The sequence below is a fragment of the Pseudomonas sp. BCA17 genome, assembly GCF_004519405.1.
Lineage (GTDB): Bacteria > Pseudomonadota > Gammaproteobacteria > Pseudomonadales > Pseudomonadaceae > Aquipseudomonas.
On record NZ_SGWI01000010.1, the window covers coordinates 145,191 to 168,118 of the forward strand.

At 62.9% G+C, this 22,928-nt stretch carries 3 protein-coding genes (1 of these 3 only partly in view); all 3 read left to right on the plus strand.

Annotation, left to right across the window (positions count from 1 at the left end; translation table 11 throughout):
• Positions 1-9,100: the 3' portion of an SDR family NAD(P)-dependent oxidoreductase gene (locus EXW71_RS27705; RefSeq protein ID WP_134660725.1), read on the plus strand. 2,963 nt of this gene lie to the left of the window's left edge; the window shows 9,100 of its 12,063 coding nt (coding positions 2,964-12,063); its start codon lies off the left edge, out of view; the stop codon is at positions 9,098-9,100.
• A complete protein-coding gene (locus EXW71_RS27710; RefSeq protein WP_134660726.1) occupies positions 9,097-10,506 on the plus strand; it encodes a cytochrome P450 in 1,410 nt (469 codons plus the stop codon). Before EXW71_RS27705 ends, EXW71_RS27710 begins: the two co-directional genes overlap by 4 nt.
• Before the next feature lie 65 nt (positions 10,507-10,571).
• Positions 10,572-22,904 (plus strand): SDR family NAD(P)-dependent oxidoreductase, encoded by a 12,333-nt coding sequence (locus tag EXW71_RS27715; RefSeq protein WP_134660727.1) that lies wholly within the window; start codon positions 10,572-10,574, stop codon positions 22,902-22,904.
• The last annotated feature ends 24 nt before the right edge of the window (positions 22,905-22,928 follow it).

A 22,928-nucleotide genomic window follows, 5' to 3' on the forward strand; every position in this document is an offset into this window, starting at 1 on the left:
CACCGCCGAGGTGCAACAACTGGCCGCTGGCTGCTGCACGGTGCTGGACGTTCCCGAGCAGGATTGCGCCGTTGATTATCAGCAGACGGCACTCGCGCTGTTGCAGCAAATCCGGTTGCTGCTCGGTGCGGGCGGCGGACGGCGGTTGCTGCAGCTCGCCGTGCATAACCCGAATGACGACCGGATAATCGGCGGCCTCGCGGCGATGCTGCGCAGTTTGCAGCTGGAAGTGCCGGACGTGACCGGCCAGGTGATCGAGCTGGACGAACAGCAATCACTGGTGCAACGGCTAGCGGACAACGCCGCTGCCGGCGATGTCGGGATTCGCTACCAGGCGGGTCGTCGCCAAGTGCAACACTGGCGTCCTTGCCCGGCGGTCGATCTGGCGATTGACGCTCCGTGGAAGGACCGTGGTGTGTACCTGATTACCGGTGGCCTCGGCGGCCTCGGCCGGCTGTTCGCCCAGGCCATCGCCGCCAGTGTCAGCGATGCCACCTTGATTCTCACTGGCCGTTCAGCGCTGGCCCCGCACCTGCTGGCCGGAATTGACCCGGGCCGCAACCAGATCGAATACCGCCAGCTGGATGTCAGCGACGCCGAGGCGGTGCAGCGCCTGATCGACGGGATTGTCGCCGGGCATCATGGCCTCAACGGCGTGTTGCACAGCGCCGGGGTGATCCGCGACAGCCTGCTGATTAACAAACAGGATGACGAACTGAAACAGGTGATGGCGGCCAAGGTGGCCGGCACCCGCAACCTGGACCTGGCCACCGCCGGATTGGCACTGGATTTCTGGATCTGTTTTTCCTCCGGCACCGGCGTCGTCGGCAATGCCGGTCAGGCTGACTACGCGGCAGCCAACGCTTTTGTTGACCGCTACGCCGTGTATCGCAACCAATTGACCGCCCAAGGTCTGCGCCGTGGTCAGAGCCTGGCGATCAACTGGCCGCTGTGGAAAGAGGGCGGCATGCAGGTCGATGAAGCGACCGCGCAGCAGATGGCGCACAGCACCGGCATGGTCGCCATGCCGAGCAACGCCGGGATTCACGCCCTGCGCCAGTGCGTTGCGTTGGCGTTGCCGCAGGTGCTGGTGATGCACGGTCGGCGTGAGCCGATTACCGCGTTGGTCAGCGGTGCCACCCATGTCTCAATGCCGCAACCTGCCCCGCAGGTTGCCCCCAACAGTGACGCACCATTGACCGAAGCGCTGCACCGGGCATTGATCGAGCTGGTGTCCACGCAGATGAAAATCCCCGCTGGCGAAATCCGGCTCGATGTGGAGTTCAGTCAGTACGGCTTCGACTCGATCAGTCTGACCACGCTGGCCAACACCCTGAAACAGCAATGGCGGCTCAATCTGGCGCCAACGATCTTTTTCGAACACGCCACGGTCGGCCGTTTCGCCGCGTATCTGGAGCGCGAGCACCGCAGCGCATTGGACGCCAGACTCGCGCCGCAAATAGCGGCGCCGATAGTGCTGCCCCGGCAACAACAGCCGCAGGCAGCAACAGCCCCGCGCTCGCTGCCAACCGCCAGCGTTGCGCTGGCCAAACCGTCTGCCACTGAGGTTGACGATGACATCGCGGTCATCGGTGTCAGTGGCCGTTTCCCAATGGCCGATGACGTCGAGCAGTTTTTCCATAATCTCAACGACGGACGCGACTGCATCAGCGAGATTCCCGCCAACCGCTGGGACTGGCGCCAGTACTACGGCGATCCGCACCGCGAGGTCGACAAGACCAACGTCAAGTGGGGCGGCTTTATTCACGGCGTCGATCACTTTGATCCGCTGTTCTTCGCCATCTCGCCACGCGAAGCACAATTGATGGACCCGCAGCAGCGCCTGCTGATGACGTACGTGTGGCTGGCCATCGAAGACGCCGGCTACGCCACCGCTGATCTGGCGGGCAGCGACACCGGAATTTTCGTCGGCACCGGGGTGACCGGCTACAGCAGCCTGATCGCCAAGGCCGGCGTACCGGTCGAAGGCTATAGCGCCACGGCGATGGTGCCCTCGGTCGGCCCCAACCGCATGAGTTTCCTGCTGGATTTCCACGGCCCCAGCGAACCGGTGGAAACCGCCTGCTCGTCGTCGCTGGTGGCGATCCACCGCGCGGTCCAGGCGATGCGCAGCGGTGATTGCCGGATGGCGGTGGTCGGCGGCGTCAACACATTGATCGCGCCCGAGGCGCAGATCAGCTTCAGCAAAGCCGGCATGCTGGCGCTGGACGGGCGCAGCAAGACTTTCTCGGCCCAGGCCAACGGCTATGCCCGTGGCGAAGGCGTCGGGATGATCGTGCTGAAAAAACGCGTCCAGGCCGAGGCCGATGGCGACCACATCTATGCGCTGATCCGCAGCACCGCGGAAAACCACGGCGGCAAGGCCAACTCGCTGACGGCACCCAACCCACGGGCCCAGGCCGAGCTGCTGAAGTCGGCCTGGCGCAAGGCCGGGGTCGATCCGCGCAGTGTCGGCTACATCGAGGCCCATGGCACCGGTACGGAGCTGGGCGACCCGATTGAAATCAACGGCCTGAAAATGGCCTTCCGCGAACTGGCCGAAGAGCTGAGCAGCGATGCGCCGGGGCAGGGCTATTGCGGCGTCGGTTCGGTGAAGTCGAACATCGGCCACCTGGAACTGGCGGCCGGGATTGCCGGAGTGATCAAGGTCCTGCTGCAACTCAAGCACAAGACCCTGTTCAAGAGCCTGCACTGCGAACAGCTCAACCCTTATATCGAACTCGACGACAGCCCGTTTTACGTGGTCCAGCAAAGCCGACCCTGGGCCGCCCTCAAGGACCGCCACGGCCATGAGTTGCCGCGTCGGGCGGGTGTCAGCTCGTTCGGTTTTGGCGGCGCGAATGCGCATATTCTGCTGGAGGAATATTGCGCGCCACAGCAAGCTCGCAACGAAGCGACTTCAGGCGTACGAGCGTTTCTGCTGTCGGCTAAAAACCCGGAACGGCTGCGTGAGTCTGCCCGTCGCCTGGCAGATTTCATCGCCACCGCGCCTGCGCAAGACCCGCGCTACCTCGATGATCTGGCGTATACGCTGCAAGTGGGCCGCGATGTGATGCAGGAGCGGGTGGCGCTGTTGAGCGATTCCCTGGGCGATCTGCAACGCCAGCTCGGCGACTTCGCGGCGACTGGCAAAGCGCTCTATCGCGGCACCAGTGAGGGCGATAATCCGGCACTGGCGCTGTTTCGTCAGGACGAGGACATGGCCGCCGCGCTGGCGGCCTGGATCGACAAACGTAAGTACCACAAGTTGCTGGAACTGTGGGCCCAGGGCCTGACGATCGACTGGCGTCAGTTCTACCGTGACGCTCGGCCGATGCGCCGCCTAAGCCTGCCAGGTTATCCCTTTGCCGAGGAGCGCTACTGGGTCACGGACCTTGCCAGCGGCCAGGTGGCCAGCCCTGTTCAAGGAGGCATGTGGCTGCACCCGATGCTCGAACGCAATACCTCGGACTTTTATCAACAGCGTTTCAGCAGCCGTTGGCAGGGTGACGAGAGCTGGTTTGCCGACCATCAGGTCGACAGCCGCAACACCATGCCCGGCGTCGGTTATCTGGAAATGGCCCGGGCGGCGATTGCCCGGTCGCTGGATGCGCAGGTACTGGATGCCGGCTCGCTGCAATTGAAGAACATCGTCTGGCTGACGCCTTACACGCCGACTACGCAAAACAACGAACTGCATATCGAATTGACGCTGGAACAACAGAAAGTCGACTTCAGGATCTACTCGCAAGCTGACGGTGTAGTGTTGGAGCACTGCAAGGGCAGTGCGCAGGTGATCCCGGCAGGCCATGTGCAACCGCTGGATCTCGACACTCTCTGCGCCGCGCCCTGGCAGCGCAGCCTTGAAGCGGCCGCGCTGTATCCGCTGTTTGAAGCGATGGGCATCCACTACGGTCCCGGCCATCGCGGTGTTTCGCGTCTGTGGCTGGGTGAGGGCCGGGTATTGGCCCGGCTTGAACTGGCGCCGGGGTTGTTTGACGGTGATTGGGTGCTGCATCCGGGCATGCTCGATTCCGCCGTTCAGGCTTCGATTGGCCTGCTGCAAAACCGCGATGGGACTGGCGAGACGCTGTTGCCCTTTGCCCTTGAGCAACTGAACGTCTTCGGGCGTTGCCAGCCGCAGATGTGGGCACTGATCAGCGTCGATGGGCGCAATGCGGGTAGCGCGGTGCAACGGATCGATATCGATCTGTGCGATGAGCACGGGCAGATTGCCGTGGCGTTACGCGGGTTCAGCTCGCGGCCCATTCGGACCGGGCGTGAACGTCCCACCGATCAGTTGCTGCCGGCGGGCCTGAGCCTGCTGGCGCCTCAATGGGTTATCGCCGATAGCCCGTCGATGTCAGCGAAAGCGTTGCCCACGTTGGCCATTGGCGCATCCAGTGAGCGCCATGACTGGCTGGCCGGGTTACATCCACAGATCGAGTTTTTGCCGTCGCCGTCATCCACTATCGATGGGATCGCCGCCCAGTTGTCGGCCTGCGCACCGTTCCAACGCCTGATCTGGCTGGCGCCAGCGAAGCACAGCACGCTGATGCTGTTCCGCATGATCAAGGCGCTGTTGCAGCTGGGTTTGGCCCAACAAGCGTTGCACCTGCAACTGATCTTCACTGCCAGCATCGCCCTGCGTCCCGACGAACCGTTGGTGCCGGAGCAGGGGGCTTGTCATGGCCTGGCCGGGTCGTTGGCCAAGGAACAGGAGCAATGGCGGGTTGAGCTGATCGATCTGCCAGCGGACGGCCAACCGCTGCCACAGACAATGCCCGAGCCAACATTGCCCGCTGAATGCCTGGCCTGGCGTCAGGGTGAATGGTTTCGCCAACGCTTGTTGCCGCTGACCGAGGGGGCGCCAACAGACGCTGGCGCTGTGCATTACCGCGAAGGCGGCGTGTACGTGGTGATCGGCGGCGCCGGTGGCATTGGCGAAGTTTGGACACGCCATTTGATCAGCCATTGGCGTGCGCAAGTGGTCTGGCTGGGCCGCCGCGTGGCTGACGATCAGATCAATCAAAAACTCGCGACGCTGGCGCAGTTTGCCCGCCAACACAATGCGGCGGCGCCGCTGTATCTCCAGGCCGACGCTACCGATGCCGGGCCACTGACACGGGCCAGGCAGCAAGTGGTCGAGACCTGCGGGCCGATCAATGGCTGGGTGCATTCGGCATTGGTGCTGGGCGATGCGCGGCTTGCGCAGATGGACGAGGCGCAGTTCAGCGCCGTGTTCGACGCCAAGCGCCTGACCAGTCTCGCCATGGCCCAGGTCTGTACGGCGGCGGACAACCCGGTGTTGGACTTCGTGCTGTTTTTCTCCTCCATGATTGCCTTCAGCCGAGCCGCCGGCCAGGGCAACTACGCCGCTGGCTGCGCCTTTGCCGACGCCTTTGCCGCGCAGCTCGGTCAGCACGGTCCATGCCCGGTCAAGGTCATTAACTGGGGATATTGGGGTTCGGTGGGCGTGGTTGCCGATGCGGGTTACCGGGCGCGGATGGCGGCGCAGGGCCTGGGCTCGATTGAACCGCAAGAGGGCATGGCGGCGCTGGACCGGTTGCTGGCCAGTCCCTTGCCGCAGTTGGGGCTGATCAAGTTGCTGGAGCCGATGGCCATCGCCGGCATCGACAGCGGCTGGCAGCTCGATTGCTACCCGGCGCAGGAATCACTGGCGTCCGATGACTGGGCGCAGGTCGTTCGGCACTGCGCTCCGGCGCCGCAACATCACCCGGCGGCCAACGAGATGAACCGGCTGTTGCTGGCGCAGACCTTCGCCTGCCTCGGTGAACTGGCTGCTGGCGGACCGCTGACCGAGCAACGGATCGCCGCCGAGCCGGCCGTGGCGGCCAATCTGCAAGCCCATCCGTTCTACCGTCGCTGGCTGCGTGAAAGCCTGCGCTTGTTGACTGAGAATGCTGATATCGACGCACACGGCCAGTTGTTGTCGGCCCTGCCTGAGCCGGCAACGCTCTGGTCGCAATGGCAACAGGCCAGCGAGCAGTGGCGCCGCGACGCCGATCTGCACGCTCAGTTGCAATTGGTGCAAACCTGCGCCCGTGCGCTGCCGGCGATCCTGCGCGGCGAGCAGCCGGCTACCGGGGTGATGTTCCCCGACGGTTCGATGGCGTTGGTGGAGGGCATCTACAAAAACAACCGGGTCTGCGACTACTTCAACGCCGTGCTCGGCGAGGTGGTGGCCGATGTCGCTCGCCGTCAGGCGCAGAGCGGCAGGCCGTTGCGGATTCTGGAAATCGGCGCCGGCACGGGCGGCACCACCGCCGGGCTGATCGACACGCTGCGCCCGTGGCAACAAGGGATCGGTGAATACTGCTACACCGACGTGTCCCAGGCGTTCCTGCGCCATGCCGAAACGCATTTCGCGCCCCAGGCGCCTTACCTGCGCACGGCGATTTTCGATGTCGGCCAACCCTGCGCCGAGCAAGGCATCAGCCTGCAACACTATGACTTGATGATCGCCACCAACGTGCTGCACGCAACGCCGGACCTGCGGCGCACGCTGCAAAACGCCAAGACCGCGCTGCGCCAGGGCGGCCTGCTGTTGCTCAATGAAATCAGCGACCGTTCGATGTTCACCCACCTGACCTTCGGCCTGCTCGAAGGCTGGTGGTTGCATAACGACACGCCGCTGCGCATTCCCGGATGCCCCGGCCTGTATCCCGAGCGCTGGCGGCAACTGTTGCAGGCGCAGGGCTTTGACAGCATTGCCTTCCCGGCCTCGGCCAGTCATTCGTTGGGCCAGCAGATAGTCGTCGCCGCCAGCGATGGTGTGGTGTGCCTGCCGGCGCAGGGTGGCGCTGTCGTGGCGAACGTCGAGCCGCAGGCGCCACGCCCTGTTGCGAAAGCAGATATCGATGAAGAAGTGTTGGCGGGGCAGTGTAGGCAACTGATCACCGAGGTGCTGTCGAAGCTGGTGAACATGGCACCTGAGCGTTTGCAGCGCGACACTGCGTTCGATCGCTACGGCATCGACTCCATCTTGCAGATCAGCCTGATTCAGGCGCTGGAGAAAAGCACCGGCGAGCTGTCGCGCACCATTCTGTTCGAACACAACACCATCAATCAGCTGACGAATTACCTGCTGGCCGAACATCGGCCTGCGCTGACCAGCTATTTTGCACCCGTGCAGCAGGTTGAGCGGTCGGTGGCAGTGCAGTCGGTTGCGCCGCTCGCGGTCAGTCGTCACGCCCCGGTCAGGCCCGCGCCGCAACCGTCAACCAGCGTTGAGGCGCAGGCAGCGAACCGCGACATCGCGATTATCGGGGTCAATGGCCGCTACCCGATGGCGGCTGATCTGGACGCCTTCTGGGACAACCTGCGCAACGGTCGCAACTGCGTCAGCGAGGCCGATGGTCAACGCTGGTCAATGGCCTCGAACGGCGATGAGCGCTACTACGGTGGCTTCCTCGAACAGGTCGAGGCCTTTGATCATTGCCTGTTTGGCATCGGCGACGCCGACGTGCAGCACGTTTCGCCAGAGCTGCGGCAGATGCTCGAAGTGGCCTGGCTGACCTTCGAGAGCGCCGGTTACAACCGTGATGCGCTGGCCCGGTTCCAGCAGGGCGATACGGCGGCGGTTGGAGTGTTTATCGGTTCGATGTACAACCCGTCGCCGCTGCGCGAGAGCGATCCTGCGCATGCGGCGATCACGGCCAATGTCACCGACTGGCAGATCCCCAACCGGATTTCCCACTGTTTCGATCTCAAGGGCCCGAGCCTGGCGGTCAACACGGCGTGCGCCAGTTCGATGTCGGCGATCCACTTGGCCTGCCAGAGCATTTTGATGGACGACTGTGCGATGGCGATGGCTGGCGGCGTCAACCTGATCCTCGATCCGTCCCGATACCAGACCCTCAAGCTGGCCAGTTTCCTCGGCAGTTCGGACCTGAGCCGCGGCTTCGGCCAGAGCGACGGCATGCTGCCGGGTGAAGGCGCCGGCGCCGTGCTGCTCAAACCATTGGCGGCGGCAGTGGCCGATGGCGACCGGATCTACGGGGTGATCAAGAGCTCCAGTGTTAATCATGGCGGCGGCAAACTGATGTACTCGGCGCCCAACACCCGCCAGCAAACCCGCTTGATCGCCGAGACCATCAAGCGCGCAGGCCTGCAACCCGCGCAGATCAACTATGTTGAAGCGGCGGCCAACGGCTCGGAACTCGGCGACCCGATTGAAGTGGCCGCGTTGAAAAAGGTCTTCGGTGAACTGCCGCCCGGCAGCTGTGCGCTGGGCACGGTGAAGTCCAATATCGGTCACCTTGAGGCGGCGTCGGGAATTTCCCAACTGACCAAAGTGTTGCTGCAACTGCAACATCAGCAGTTGGCGCCTTCGATCAATGCCGAACCGCTGAACCCGCATATTCGCCTGGAGGGCAGCGCCTTTTATTTGCAACAACACGCTTCGCCCTGGACGGCTGATGGCTACGGTCAGCCGCGCCGTTGCCTGATCAATTCTTTTGGGGCTGGCGGAACTTACGCCAGTCTGGTGGTCGAGGAGTATCAGGAGAGTCGGGCAACGTTCAGAAACACAGGCGGTGAGCAACTGTTGATTGTCGCCGCAGCCAGCCGGGGCAGCCTCTTGGCCTATTTGAAAAAACTCCAGACCTTAATCGATGCGAATTCGACTTTCGATCTGTCAGATCTGGCCTACAGTTTAGCCCTGCGTGAACACCGTCTGGCCCACCGCGCCGCGTTGGTGGTCGGCGACAAACAGCAACTGCGGGCACGCTTGCAATTGCTGTTGGCGGGCACACCAGATAGCGGCTGTTGGCTATCACCGGTTGATGGCATTGAAGAGGGCGAGCCTGGGACCGCGTCGGGGTCACTGATGCAAAGGGGCGAAGCCTGGAGTCGCGGTGCCGGGCTGGATATCCCGGCGCTGTACCCGAGCGGCGGCAATCGAATGGCGCTGCCCGGTTATGAGTTTGAGCATCCACTGGCGTCGCCGAAATCCGGCAGAACGCCACCCGCGTTGTTCTCCAGCGAACTGTATCGGCGCATCAGTTGCGGCGAGCTGGACGCCGCACAATTTGAACGACTGCTCACCACCTCAAGCAATGAACAGGGAACGTTATGAGCCAGATACAAGACACCGACACACCCACGCAAAGTGACGCAGTCGCCGGTCAACACGCGTACAAGGCCGCCCATCCGATTGCCGCCAACGTGAAAATGAAAGACGGTTTTCCGGTCATGCCTGGCAAAATTCCCTTGCTCGGTCATGTGCACAAGATCGGCAAGGATGCGCTCGGTGAATTGCGCCAGGCCGAGGCCACGTGCGGGCCGATCTTCTGGACCTACTTCGGCACCCAGTTGCCGGTACTCCAAATCCTCGACGAGGCCGGCCTGGCGATCCTGCAGAACAAATACACCGACAATTCGTTCCTGCGCGAACAGATGCCGGTGATTACCGGCGAGGCCATGAACGCGTTCGATGGCCCGCGCCACCGCAATGCGCGGCGCGCCAGTACCGATGCGTTTACCCCCAAGGGGCTGACCCGCGCCCAGGTCGGCCAGTTCATCGTGGAAACCATCGATCAACGGCTCAAGCACTGGAGCCGCGAGAACAAACTGGCGATTTTTCCGCAGACCAAGGACATCGCCCTCGAAGTGGTATTTCGCGTTCTGGGTATTGAAACCCACGAGCTGGAAGTGTGGCGTCACCAGTACGAAGAGTTTTTCCTGGGCATGATTCCGTTGAAGGTCAACCTGCCCGGTTTCCCGGCCTGGCGTTGCCGCAAGGCGCGGGGCTGGCTGGAGCAGCGGGTGGCGCAGATTGTCGCCACCACACGGGCCAACAATGACCACGACAGTCTGGTCGGGGCGATGATCTTTGGCCGCGATGACCACGGCAACGGCATGTCCGAAGTCGAACTGGTGCACAACATCCTCGGCCTGGGCTTTGCGGGCTCGGAAACCACCGCCGCTGTGATGGCCTGGTCGGCGCTGATGCTGTCGCAGCATCCGCACGTCTGGCAGCAGTTGTGCGAGCAGGTCGCGGGCCTGGACAGCATGCCCGTTACCCACGAGGAACTGGTCAAACAGGTGCCGCTGGCCGAAGGGATATTCCGCGAAACCATGCGCCTCTATCCACCGGCACCGTTTGAAATGCGCAAGGTGCACACTGCGTTCGAATTGATGGGCCACACCATCCCGGCCGGGGTGATGGCCGGGGTCAGCCTGCTGCATGTTTCACGCAACCCCGAACGCTACCCCGATCCCGACAGCTGGCGGCCGGAACGCTGGCTGGGCCTGGACCGTGCGCTGAACCAGGTGGAAACCTGCCAGTTCGGCGGCGGTCCGCACGCGTGCCTCGGGCGACATGTCGCGGCGCTGGAAATCACCCTGTTTATCGCGATGCTGGCTCGTGAGCTGGGGCCCAAGGGCCTCACGCCACGGCTGGTGGGCAAGATGCCGCCGCCGGCCTATCTGCCATTTTTGCGGCCCTCGAACAAAGCCTTCCTCGACTTCAGCGGCGCCTGATCGGGCAGGGCGCACAGCATAATTCGGTATTGCAGCACTATCAGAACCAGGGATTGGAGAAAGCAGTGGACAGTAAAATCAGGGTTCTGCACGGCAAGATCCAACGGCAGGAAATCAGCATCGAACAAGCGGCGCTGGAATTCGAGAAGCTCAGGTTCGACGCTCGCCACGATGCCGCACCGCGTCTGATCGAGGCGCCCCCGGCCAGCGCCGGACTGATCGCTGCCGCTGTCTATCGCCATGACGAGCCGTGCCTGCGCGATCACCAGTTCAATCGCCAGCAGATCCTGTTGGGGCTGACCTATGCCAGCCTGGCGCTGGAGCACGGCCTGGGTCAGCTCGCCGACGGCGAAGCGCTGCAACTGAAAAAACTGACGTTTGCCGCGCCGATGGCGCTGGCCGCAGGCGAGCAGCTTGAAGTGGCGATCCGTGCCGCTCAGCCCGGCTTCGAGGCGGTATGCCGGCGCACGCCGCTGGCGCCCTGGCAGGTGGTGGCTAGCGGCGAATTGTCGGCGGTCGCTGTCGAGCGCCAGCACGTGTTGCCAGCTGAACTGATGGCCAGTATGACGGCGGTGGAACTGACGTCGATCTACCAGATCAGTGAGCAGATCCACATTGGCGAGAGCTATCGCACCCTGCAAGCGCTCTACCAGCAAGCGGACCGCAGTCAGGCGCTGTCACGGGTGTCGCTGAGCGATGCGCGCCAGTACGGTTTGCATCCATTGCTGATCAACAGCGCTTTCCTGACCATCGTTCCACTGCTGGCCGGGGAACAACTTGCCAGTCATTACATTCCCCTGGGCATCAAATCCCTGACGTTTCATCAGCGCCAGGCACCGGCAACCGGCTGGATCCAAGCCCGTCTGGTAAAGAACTCCGGCGAACTGGTGTTGTTTGACGCCGAGCTGTATGGCGACGACGGCGCATTGATTGCCCAATTCAATGGCTGCTCGTTGAAGCGGCTGCGCGGTGCCAGTCTGGTTGATCAGGCTGAGCCGCACGCCGTTGAGATTGCAGGCAGCAGCGCTGCGCTCGAAGACTATTTGCTGGCCCAGTTGCACGCCATCGGCGCCAGTCAGGTCGGTAAAAAACAACGCCAACGCAACCTGATGGACCTGGGGCTTGAGTCCATGCAACTGGTCAATCTGGCGCAGCGAATCGCCAGCGCAGCGCTGATTGAGCTCGAACCCACGGTGCTTTTTGAATACCCGAGCATCGCTGAACTGGCGACGTTTCTCTGGCAGGAGCACCGCGCGGCGTTCAACCCGTTGCTCGGCGAGCAGGGCAAGACGAGCGAGGTTGCCCCGGTGACTGAACCCGGCCTCATGACCGAGCTTAGGGCTGAACAGCCGCAGACCGATATCGCCATCATCGGCATGCACGGGCAGTTCGGCGAGGCCGCCGATCTGGATCAGTTCTGGCGCAACATCTGGCAAGACCTTGAACTGATCAAACAGGTGCCGGCGGACCACTGGGACATCGCGCCCTGGTTCGATGCCGATCCCGAGGCCAAAGACAAAACCTATTCGCGCTGGGGCAGTTTCATCGACGACGTCGACAAATTCGACGCCGGCTTTTTCAACATGTCGCGCCGCGAAGCCCAGTGGATGGACCCGCAAGTGCGCCTGCTGCTGCAAAGCGCCTACAGCAGCGCCGAGAATGCCGGGGTGATCCAGCGCTTGCGCGGCAGCAATACCGGGGTGTTTATCGGTTCGTGCTTCAACGAGTACGTCGACAAGATCAGCGAACTCGGCCTGCCGATGGACCCGTACATCGCCACCGGCAGCGGCACCATCGCGGCCAACCGGATCTCATTCTGGTTCGACTTCAAAGGCCCGAGCCTGATGTTCAACACCGCCTGCTCGTCGTCGCTGGTCGCGTTGCACGCTGCCTGCGTGGCGTTGCGCAACGGCGAGTGTGGGATGGCCTTTGTCGGTGGCAGCAACTTGCTGCTGTCGTCCTGGCATTACCGCTATTTTTCGGCGATCCGCGCGCTGTCACCGACGGGGCGTTGCCACACCTTCGACGCCCGCGCCGACGGCTATGTGCCGGGTGAATGCGTGGCCACGCTGCTGCTCAAACCGCTGGCACAGGCACTGGCCGATGGCGACCCGATCCATGGTGTGATCAAGGGCTCGGCGGCGCTGCATGGCGGTTACACACCTTCGCTGACGGCGCCAAGTGTGGCAGGCGAGGAAAACGTGATCGTGCATGCCTGGCAGAACGCAGGGATCGATCCGCGCACCCTGAGCTACATAGAGGCCCACGGCACCGGCACCCGACTCGGCGATCCGATCGAGATCAATGCACTCAAACGCGCCTTTGCGCGCTATACCGACGACCGGGGCTTCTGCCATATCGGCTCGGTCAAGGCCAACATCGGTCACACCGAGGGCGCAGCGGGCATCGCCGGGGTGCTCAAGGTGTTGCAGCAGATGAAACACAGGAAACTGCCGGCGCTGGGGCATTTCAAGGAGCAGAACGCCCACATCAAGCTCGAAGACTCGCCGCTGCTGATCGACACCGAGGGCCGTGACTGGCCGGAACAAGACACACCGCGACGAGCTGGAATCAGCTCCTTCGGTTTTTCCGGCACCAACGCCCATGCGGTGCTGGAGGAATATCGCGAGCAACGCGCGTTCGCCACGCATCAGGGCCAGCAGGTGCTGGTGCCAGTGTCCGCACGCAATGAACAACGTCTGCAAGAGCAGGTGCTGCGGTTGCTGGACCACCTGAAGCAACACACGCCGGACCTCGCCGCACTGGCGTACACCCTGCAAACCGGGCGGGAGGCGATGGCGGTGCGGGCGATTTTTACGGTCGACAGCCTTGAACAGTTGCAACACCAACTGCAAGCCTGGATCGCGGGCGAGCGCGGTGGCGTCGTTGCCGCGCCGGTCATGAGCGCCGAGCAGGCCCTGGCTGCCGCTGACCTGCGGCAACTGGCAGCGCTGTGGCTCGCGGGTGCTGACGATGAGGACACTATCGACTGGGCGCAGCTCTATAGCGCGAACCGGCATCCTGCACGCATCAGCCTGCCGTGTTATGCCTTTGCCAAGGAACGCCACTGGCTGGAAGCACCGACGATACCCGCCGTGGCAGAAGGCACGTTGCTCACGTACACCGAGCAATGGCTTTCGGTTGAGGAGCCGGTTGGGGGGACCGGGATCAAACGGGTGATCTGCCTGTTGACTGAGCCTCGTCTACGCCAACAACTGGCCCGCGAAATCCAAGCCCTGAGCCCGCACACCGAGCTGGTATTTATCGCTGCCGCTGACGCCAATGGCCGCGACGAGGAGGGCCATTACCGCGTTGCGGCGCACGACCCGCAGCAGTTGCAGCAAGGACTGCAACAGGCGCTGTCCGCTCACGGCGCAACCCGGATTCTGTATCTGTGGGGCATGGATGATCGACGCTGGATCAGCGACAGCAGCCCAATAGTCGCCTTGCTCAAGGCCATGGCCGCCACCGCAACGCCCATCGACCGCTTGCTGCTCGCTGGGCGGGCGGGCGATGTGCTTGAACGCTGTCACCTTGAGTCCTGGATCGGCATCGAACGCTCGCTTGGCGCGGTGATGGATTGCCCTGTCGAAGTGGCCATCGACTTGCCGCACCGTGACGCCGACGACAGTCGCTGGCTGCGCCGTGTGTGGCTGCAACTCAGCGGCAAAGCGGCCGGTAGCAGATTGTACCAGGACATGCTGAGCCTGCGGCCTGTCTTGACGCCGACCCTCGCCGAGCCCACCGTCGAGCCGCTGACGCTGGAGCAACTCAATACGCTGCTGATCACCGGTGGACTCGGCGAGCTGGGCTTGCTGCTGGCGAGCGAACTGTCGAACCAGGCCAGGCACCGCAGCAGCGGTCAACTGCATCTGCTGCTCAACGGTCGCTCGCCATTGTCGACGGCCACACAGGCGCGAATCGATGCGCTGAGCCATGAGCGTTGCAAGATTTTCCATGTGCAGGCCGATTGCGCCGACCGTATCGCGATGACGGCTGCATTGGCCGAGATACTGCCGCAAAGCGGGTCCATCGACGGCCTGATCCATGCCGCCGGCCTCAAGGCCAGCGGCAGTGTATTTGTCAGTTCGGCGGCTGATTTCAACGCGGTGCTCAACGCCAAGATCAAGGCCACGCAGGTGCTGGGCGAGGTGCTGTCGGCGCAACCGCTGGCATTGATCTGCCATTTCTCCTCAAGCTCGGCGTTGCTGGGGGATATGGGCGCATGCAGCTACGCAATGGCCAACCGTTTCCAGCAGGCCTATGCGCGTTATGTCCAGACCGGGCGCACGCGGCGGGTCGTGGCGATCAACTGGCCGCTGTGGCGTGATGGCGGCATGGCGGTGGGCGAGCGCGAGTCGACCGAGTTCTACCTCAAGTCCAGCGGCCAGCGGATGCTGGAAAGCACCGAAGGCCTGGCATTGCTGCGCCGGATTGTCAGCAGCGACGTCGAGCAGGTATTGGTGCTGGCCGGGCAACCGGCGCGGTTGCAGCAGATGGTCGCCGGGATCAATGAACCGACACCAAAAGCCACAGCTGAAACACCGTCAGTAAGTCCGGTACGCAACCCCGCGCACAGCCGTCCCGAACTCAAGGGTTTGAGCCTTGAGCGGTCGCTGCTGTGGGACCTGCGGGAGCTGGCGAGCCGGCCGCTGAATGCCGAACGCCAGACGCTCGGCGAAGACACCAATCTGGCCGATTTCGGTTTCGACTCCATCAGCCTGGCGGAGTATGCCGGTCTGCTGAGCCGGCACTTGGGCCTGAGGTTGACCCCGGAAGTGTTTTTCAGCCATTCGACCCTGGCAAAACTCGCTGCACATCTGTTGGCGCAGCATCGGCAGGCGGTTGAGGCCTGTTACGACAGTGCAGCGCCAACCGCGCCTGAGCCGGTGCGAGTGCCGACCAGCAACATCACCTCAAGCCCGAACGCCGACACCATCGCCATCATCGGCATCAGTGGTCGCTTCCCCGGCGCCCGCACGCCCGATGAGCTGTGGCAACTGCTGGCCGAAGGCCGCGACCTGGTCGGCGAAATATCGGCTGAGCGTTACGACTGGCGCGAGCATTATGGCGACCCGCGTGAGAACCCGGCCAAGACCCGCTGCATCTGGATGGGCAGCGTGCCGGGGATCGGCGAATTTGATCCGCTGTTTTTCGAGATTTCACCGCGTGAGGCAAAAAACCTCGATCCCCGACAGCGTCTGCTGTTGCAGGAGTCCTGGAACGCCCTGGAAGACGCCGGTATCGGCCCGCGTCAGCTGGCAGCGCAGCGAGTCGGCATGTTCGTCGGCGTCGAGGAGGGCGACTTCCAGCGACTGGCCGGCGAGGAGAGCCTGACCTCCAGTCATAACGGCATTCTGGCGTCGCGGCTGGCGTACTTTCTGAACCTCACCGGGCCGACCATGGCGATCAACACCGCCTGTTCGTCGGCGCTGGTGGCGCTGCATCAGGCGGCCTCCAGCCTGCGTAACCACGAATGCGAGATGGTCATCGCCGCCGGCGTCAATCTGATCTTCTCGCCAGACGCCTTTATCGGCATGACCCAGGCCGGAATGCTGTCGCCGGATGGCAAATGCTTCACCTTCGATCACCGGGCCAACGGCATGGTGCCGGGCGAGGCAGTGTGCTGCGTGTTGCTCAAGCCGCTGTCCCGGGCCGAGGCCGATGGCGACCACATCTACGGGGTTCTGCGCGCCAGCGGCATCAACTACGACGGCAAGACCAACGGCATCACCGCGCCCAGCGGCGTTTCCCAGCAACGCCTGCTGGAAGACGTTTATCGCCGCGCCGGAATCGACACCCAGGCGGTGGACTACATCGTCACCCACGGCACTGGCACCCAACTGGGTGATCCGGTAGAAATCAACGCCCTCAACGATGCGTTCCGGGGCAATACGGCGGGCCATTGCGCGCTGACCTCGACCAAGACCAACCTGGGCCATACTTTTGCCGCCTCGGGGCTGGTCAGCGTCATCAGCCTGTTGCAGGCGTTGCGCCACGAAACCATTCCGGCCAGCCTGCATTGCGAGCAGGAAAACGACTATATCCAGTGGCAACAAAGTCCGTTCTACGTCAACAAGGCCAACAAGGCCTGGCCGCAGGCAGGACGCGACAGCGAGCGAATCGGCGCGGTCAGTGCATTCGGCATGAGCGGCACCAACGTCCACGTCGTCTTGCAAAGCTACAGCCCACAGCACGATGACGCGGCGCTACGGCGACCTTGCTACCTGCTGGTGCTCTCGGCCAAAACAGCCGAAGCCTTGCGGGAAAAAGCCGCGCAATTGAACGTGGCGCTGGAGCAGGGCGGTTACCTTGATCAGCAGTTGCCGTCGATCAGCCATACGTTGCTCGAAGGCCGGCACCACTTCCGTTATCGCCTGGCCTTGGTGGCGGCGGACCTGGAAGAAGCGCGCTACGGCCTGCAACGTTATCTAGCCGGCGAAAAACGGCCCAACCTGTTTGGCGGCGAAGTCGAGCGCGAATTTGCCCCGCGCAAAACCGTTGCGCGTTATATCGAGCAGTTGCTGGACGACAGCCTCAGTGCCGATGAAAACGAGCTGCGCGAGCTGTTGTCAGGGCTGGCGGACTGTTATCGCCAAGGCTATGACATCGACGGTCGGCGGCTGTTTGTGGCGACGCCGCCGCGTGTATCGCTGCCGGGTTATCCGTTTGCCCGCGAGCGTTATTGGCCCGAAGTTCGTCAGCTCTCACAGCCCGATGCTGGCTCGGGTGTGGCGCGACTGCACCCGTTGCTGCATCGCAATATCTCGACCTTGGCACGTCAGTGTTTTGTCAGCCGCTTCAGCGGTCGCGAGACGTTTCTGGCCGATCACCGGATCGGCGAGCAGTTGATTTTCCCCGGCGCCGCTTATCTGGAAATGGCTCGCGAAGCGATTGTCCGGGCCAGTGAACTGCCAGCGCAGCACATCACGTTGCGCAACATGGTCTGGTTGCGGCCACTGGCCTTTGCGGTGGCCGGCGATACTCGCGAGGTCGAGCTGTTCTGTGAGTTGACGCCCAGCGCCGGTGACAGCCTGTCCTTCAGGATTTACAGCTTCGATGGCACTGCGCAGCAACTGCACGCTCAGGGCGACGCGCTGCTGGCAACCGTTGCCGCCGCCACGCCGCCAGCGCTAGAGCTGGCGCAACTGGCGGCTGCCTGCAACCTCGGCGAGCGCAGCCATGAGGCGCTGTATCGCGACTTCGATGCCATTGGCGTGCATTACGGCAAAAGCTTTCGCGCGGCCGGGCAGATCCACATGGGTCGCGACCGGGTACTAGGCCAGTTGTCCGGAGCAGCGCTTGATCCGAAGATGGACGGCGTACTGCTGCCTCCGGGCATCCTTGACAGCGCGCTGCACATCGCCGCCTCGCTGGGCAGCGGGCAACAGGCTGCTGCCGAACCGGCGCTGCCGTTTGCCCTGGAAAGCCTGCGCCTGTATGGCTCGGTCGAACAATCGCTGCGCCTCGGGCCGCTGACGGTAATCGCGACTCGACGTGCAATGCCAGACGGCGCGGCAATTGAGAAAATCGATCTGCAGATCTGCAACCACGCTGGCGAATGCCTGCTGCAACTGGAGGGCTTCAGCTCGCGCCGGACCGGCGCTGAACAGACACCGGCCCAGGTCACGCCGCAGCCCGGCGAAGCCCTTGGTCGCCTGATCCGCACCCCGTTCTGGCAGCCCCTCGACAGTCCCGGCGAAGCGCTGCCGGCTGATGTTCGGCCACACCTGTTGCTGTTGGGACTGCCGGATGCGGTGGTGGCCGAGTTGCGTCGGCAGTTCGGCGGTCAGGTCAGCGTCTTGCCCGGTGCGCCGGGCGAAACCAGTGCAGCGATTTACCAGACGGCGGCGCTGGCGCTGCTCAAGTCCTTGCAGCAACGGGACGCCAAGGCGGGCGACTACCTGCAACTGTATGTCGGCCAAGGCCAGGATGACCTGCGCCTCAGTGCACTGGATGCGTTGCTGAGTACCGCGATGATTGAAAACTGCGAGTTGAAGGTCCGACTGGTGGCGGTGGACCCTGACATGGGCGACACGGCGATGAGTCTCGTGATCGCCGAGCAGAGCCGCTTCCATTGTCAGCAACGGGTGCGGATCTTCGCCAATGGCAGCCTCTACGGCAGTCAGTGGCGCGAGCTGGCCGCAGAATCGGCGCAACACCCTGAGCCGGGTCCATTTCGCGATGCCGGTGTCTATGCGATCACGGGCGGTGCCGGCGGTCTCGGTCTGATCTTCGCTGAACAGATCGCCAGCAGTTGCCGCAACCCGGTGCTGTACCTGGCCGGGCGCTCGGTCCTGAGCTCGCCTGCGCAACAAAAGTTCGAGCAACTGGAAGCGCTCGGCGCCCGTGTGCTTTACCAGCCACTGGATGTCAGCGACACAGCGGCCGTCAGGCAGTGGATTGACGGCATTTACGCCGAACAGGGCGCCCTGCACGGGGTGATCCACAGCGCGGGGGTGATCCGCGACAGTCTGATCATGCACAAGTCCGCCACTGACTTCGAACAGGTGCTGGCGGCGAAAGTGGCCGGTATCGAGGCGCTGGACCGGGCCATCGGTGAGCGGCCACTGGATTTTCTGCTGTGCTGTTCTTCCCAGGCGGCGCTGGGCAATCTGGGGCAGGCGGACTATGCCTGCGCCAATGCCTGGATGGACGCGTTCATGCACTACCGGCAGAACCTTGCTGCCGACGGCAAACGCAAGGGGCGCTCGCTGAGCATCAACTGGCCGCTGTGGCGCGGCGGCGGCATGCGCCTGGCGCCGGTGATCGAGCAGCAGATGCGCGAGCAGTTCGGCATCGTGCCCATGCCGCTGGAAGAAGGTATCGACAGCTTGCGGCAACTGTTGACGCACTCGGTCAGCGCGCAGGCCTGGGTGGTGTATGGCGAGTCATCGCGGCTGGCGAGCATTGGCCAGACAACGCCTGCTCAACCTGCGGCAAAACCAGCGTCGCAACAGGCAAGCGCAACGACGAGCCTCAGCGACAGTGAACTGCGAAAGCACATCGAAACCTTTGTCACCCGGATCATCGCCAAGGTCACCCAGATCGACGCAGCGAAAATCCATCCGGCGGAAAAATTCGAGGTCTATGGCTTCGATTCGATCATGGCGGTGGGCGTGACCAATGAGCTGGAAAAACACCTCGGCTCGCTGCCCAAGACCCTGCTGTTCGAGCACGTCAACATTGCCGGCATGGTCGATCATTTCGCGGTGAAATATCGCGACCGGTTTGCCGCGATGTTCGGTGGTGATGAGCCGCAGGCGGCGCCTGCGCCGGTCGTCCAGGCGCCTTCAAGTGAGCCAGTATTCAATCGTTTCGCACCTGTCACGCCTGCCTCCACTGTGCAGGTCGAAGACAGCGACCTGGCGCAATACGTCGCCGTGATCGGCCTGGGCGGTTATTACCCCGGCGCGGACAACATGGACCAGCTGTGGCAGAACCTCGCCAACGGCGTTGACAGCATGAGCGAGTTCCCTGCCGAGCGCTGGGACCACAGCAAGCTCTACTACAAGAACCGTGACGTGCTGGGCAAGACCACCTGCATCAACGGCTCGTTCATCAAGGACGTGGACAAGTTCGACTACAGCTATTTCAAGATGCCCAAGGTCTATGCCGATCACATGTCGCCGGAAGTCAGGCTGTTTCTTCAAGCGGCGGTGCATACCTTCGAAGACGCCGGCTATTCGCGTGAAACCCTGCAAAGCCGTTATGGCGGCAACGTCGGCGTGTTGCTGGGCGCCATGACCAACGACTATCACTACTACGGCTTCGAGCACAATTTGTCCGGTGGCGCCATCGCCTCCGGTTCGGGCATGGCCACCATCCCGATGACCGTGTCTTATTTCTACGGCCTGACCGGGCCGAGCCTGTTTATCGACACCATGTGCTCGTCGTCCTCGACCTGCATCCACACCGCGTTCCAGATGCTGCGCCACGACGAGACCATGATGGTGCTGGCCGGCGGCCTGAACCTGATGTACCACCCCTATACGGCGGTCAATACCTCACAGGGCAACTTCACCTCGATCACCTCCGAGTCGGTCAACAGCTATGGGGTGGGCGCCGACGGCACGGTGATCGGCGAAGGGGTCGGGGCGGTGCTGCTCAAGCGCCTGGACCGGGCGATTGCCGAGCGCGATCAGATCTACGGCGTGATCAAGGGCTCGGCCATCACCAATGCCGGTGAACGCAACGGTTTCAACGTGCCCAACCCGGACCTGCAAACCCTGGCAATCCGTCAGGCGATGGAGCAGGCCAAGGTGCACCCGTCGTCGATTTCCTATGTCGAAGGGCATGGTTCGGGCACGCGGCTGGGGGATCCGATCGAAGTACTGGGGCTCAATAATGCGTTCAGCCGCGACACCGACGACAAGCAGTTCTGTTACCTCGGCTCGATCAAGTCGAACATCGGCCACCTGTTGGCCGCATCGGGCGTGGCCGGGCTGACCAAGACTCTGTTGCAACTCAAGCACGGGCAGATTGCGCCGTCGATCCATTCGGGCCTGCTCAATCAGGACATTGATTTCGCCGATACGCCGTTCATGGTGCCGCAGCAGTTGACGCAATGGCGGCGCCCGGAGCGCGTGATCAACGGCGAAAAACAACAGTTTCCACGCCGGGCCGGACTCACCTCGATTGCCGCCGGCGGCATGAACGCGCACATGATCGTCGAGGAGTATCCGCAGCCAGCGGACAGCGCCGGGCAGATTGTCGATGACCGCCTGGTGTTTGTGTTTTCGGTGCACAAGCTCTCGGTGCTGGTGGAAAACCTGGCCCGTTTCAGAGACTGGCTGGCGAGCAGCGAGGCGTTGCTGGCACAGATCGCCTATACGCTGCAGGTTGGCAAGAACAACCTGCGCAACCGCTTGGTCATCCGCTGTGACAGCCGACAGGCGCTGCTGGACGCGCTGACCGCCTGTATCGACGGGCGGTACGGCAGCACGACGTTCTACCGCTTTCAGGAAACCGATGTGGCGCAGTTGCCAGACACGGACGGCCCATTGACATCGCTGCTGAGCCAGTGGCTGAGCGGCGACAATAATGTCGATTGGGCAGGCCTGTATGGCCAGCAGCCGCAGCGCATCAGCCTGCCGGTCTACGCCTTCGAAAAGAACCGCTGCTGGTACACCGAGCCAGGCTACGAGTCGGCAATCATCAATCCACTGTCATTCACCCGAAAACTGCACCCACTGGTGGCCGAGAACTGCTCGACAACCCAACCGGGCGCGCTGTTTCGCACCGACTTCGTCCCGGCGCAATTGCTTGATTACGTTTACCGGGCGCCAGAGGGGCAGCGTATCAGCGCCTTCAACTTTGCCGACGTCGCGCTGGCGATGCCGGCGCTGGTGTCGCGGTTTGACGGGTGCACGCTGTCGGTGTCCTGCGCGTTCGAGCACTTTATCGCCGACTGGGCGACGGTCAGCGGGCTGGCGTACCGCTTGCTGGAAATTGACGAAGGGCAGCTGGAGCTGGAGTTCGATGTGCGGCGTCAGGGCGAGCAGTCGGTCAACCTGGGCTTTGCCCTGATCAACCCGTTGACCGGCAACGAACCCGCACTGGCGCAGTCGTTGCTGGACGCGGCCAGTGAACTGTTGAATGGGCGGTCGGGGCACAGTGGCGCTGCCGATGTCAGCCGGCGACTGGCGCAGGCCGGTTACGATTTTTCGCCCTATCTCGACAACGAAGGCGAGCGGGTCATCAGCCGCAGCGGCTTGTTGCTGGAAGGCCGGCCACCGGTCAATCGGCACAATCACCATGCCGACACTCTTCAACTGTCGCCGTATCTGGCGACCACCCTCGACAAGGCGTTTTACCTGTTGCTCGAAGAGCTGGGGCTGCCACAAGGCCGGGTCATCGTGCGCAATATCGAGCAGCTGTGTTGCTACGAGCAGCCTGCTGGCCAGTTCTCGGTGATCCTGACGCGGATCGGGCTCAACGCTGATGCATTGGCGTTCAGCGTGCTGGTGCTGGATGAGCAGGCGCGGATTTGCCTCAAGGCTGATCGGGTCAGCCTGCATCTTGGCGCGCAGGAACTAGCCAATATCCGCCACGATCACCACTGGCTGGCAGGGACCGTTGCAGCAGTCGTTCGGCCATTGTCTGAGCCGACGACGCAGCCTGTCAGCACCCGTTTGCCAGCGCAGGACGGTGATGGCGAATCCGCCCTCAGCGAGCGGATTCTCGCGTTTATCCAGCAAGAGTTGCAGCACAAGCTGGGGTTTGCACCGCAGGAGATTGGCGAGTCGGCCCAAGTTCATGATCTGGGGCTGGACTCGATCATGGTGGTGCAACTGACGGACAGCGTGAACAAACGCTTCGGCACCAAACTGATGCCAGACCTGTTTTATGAAAAGCAGCAACTGGGCGAGCTGGCGGCAAAGCTGCAAGCCGTCTAGAAACCATTCAATTGATCTGAAGAG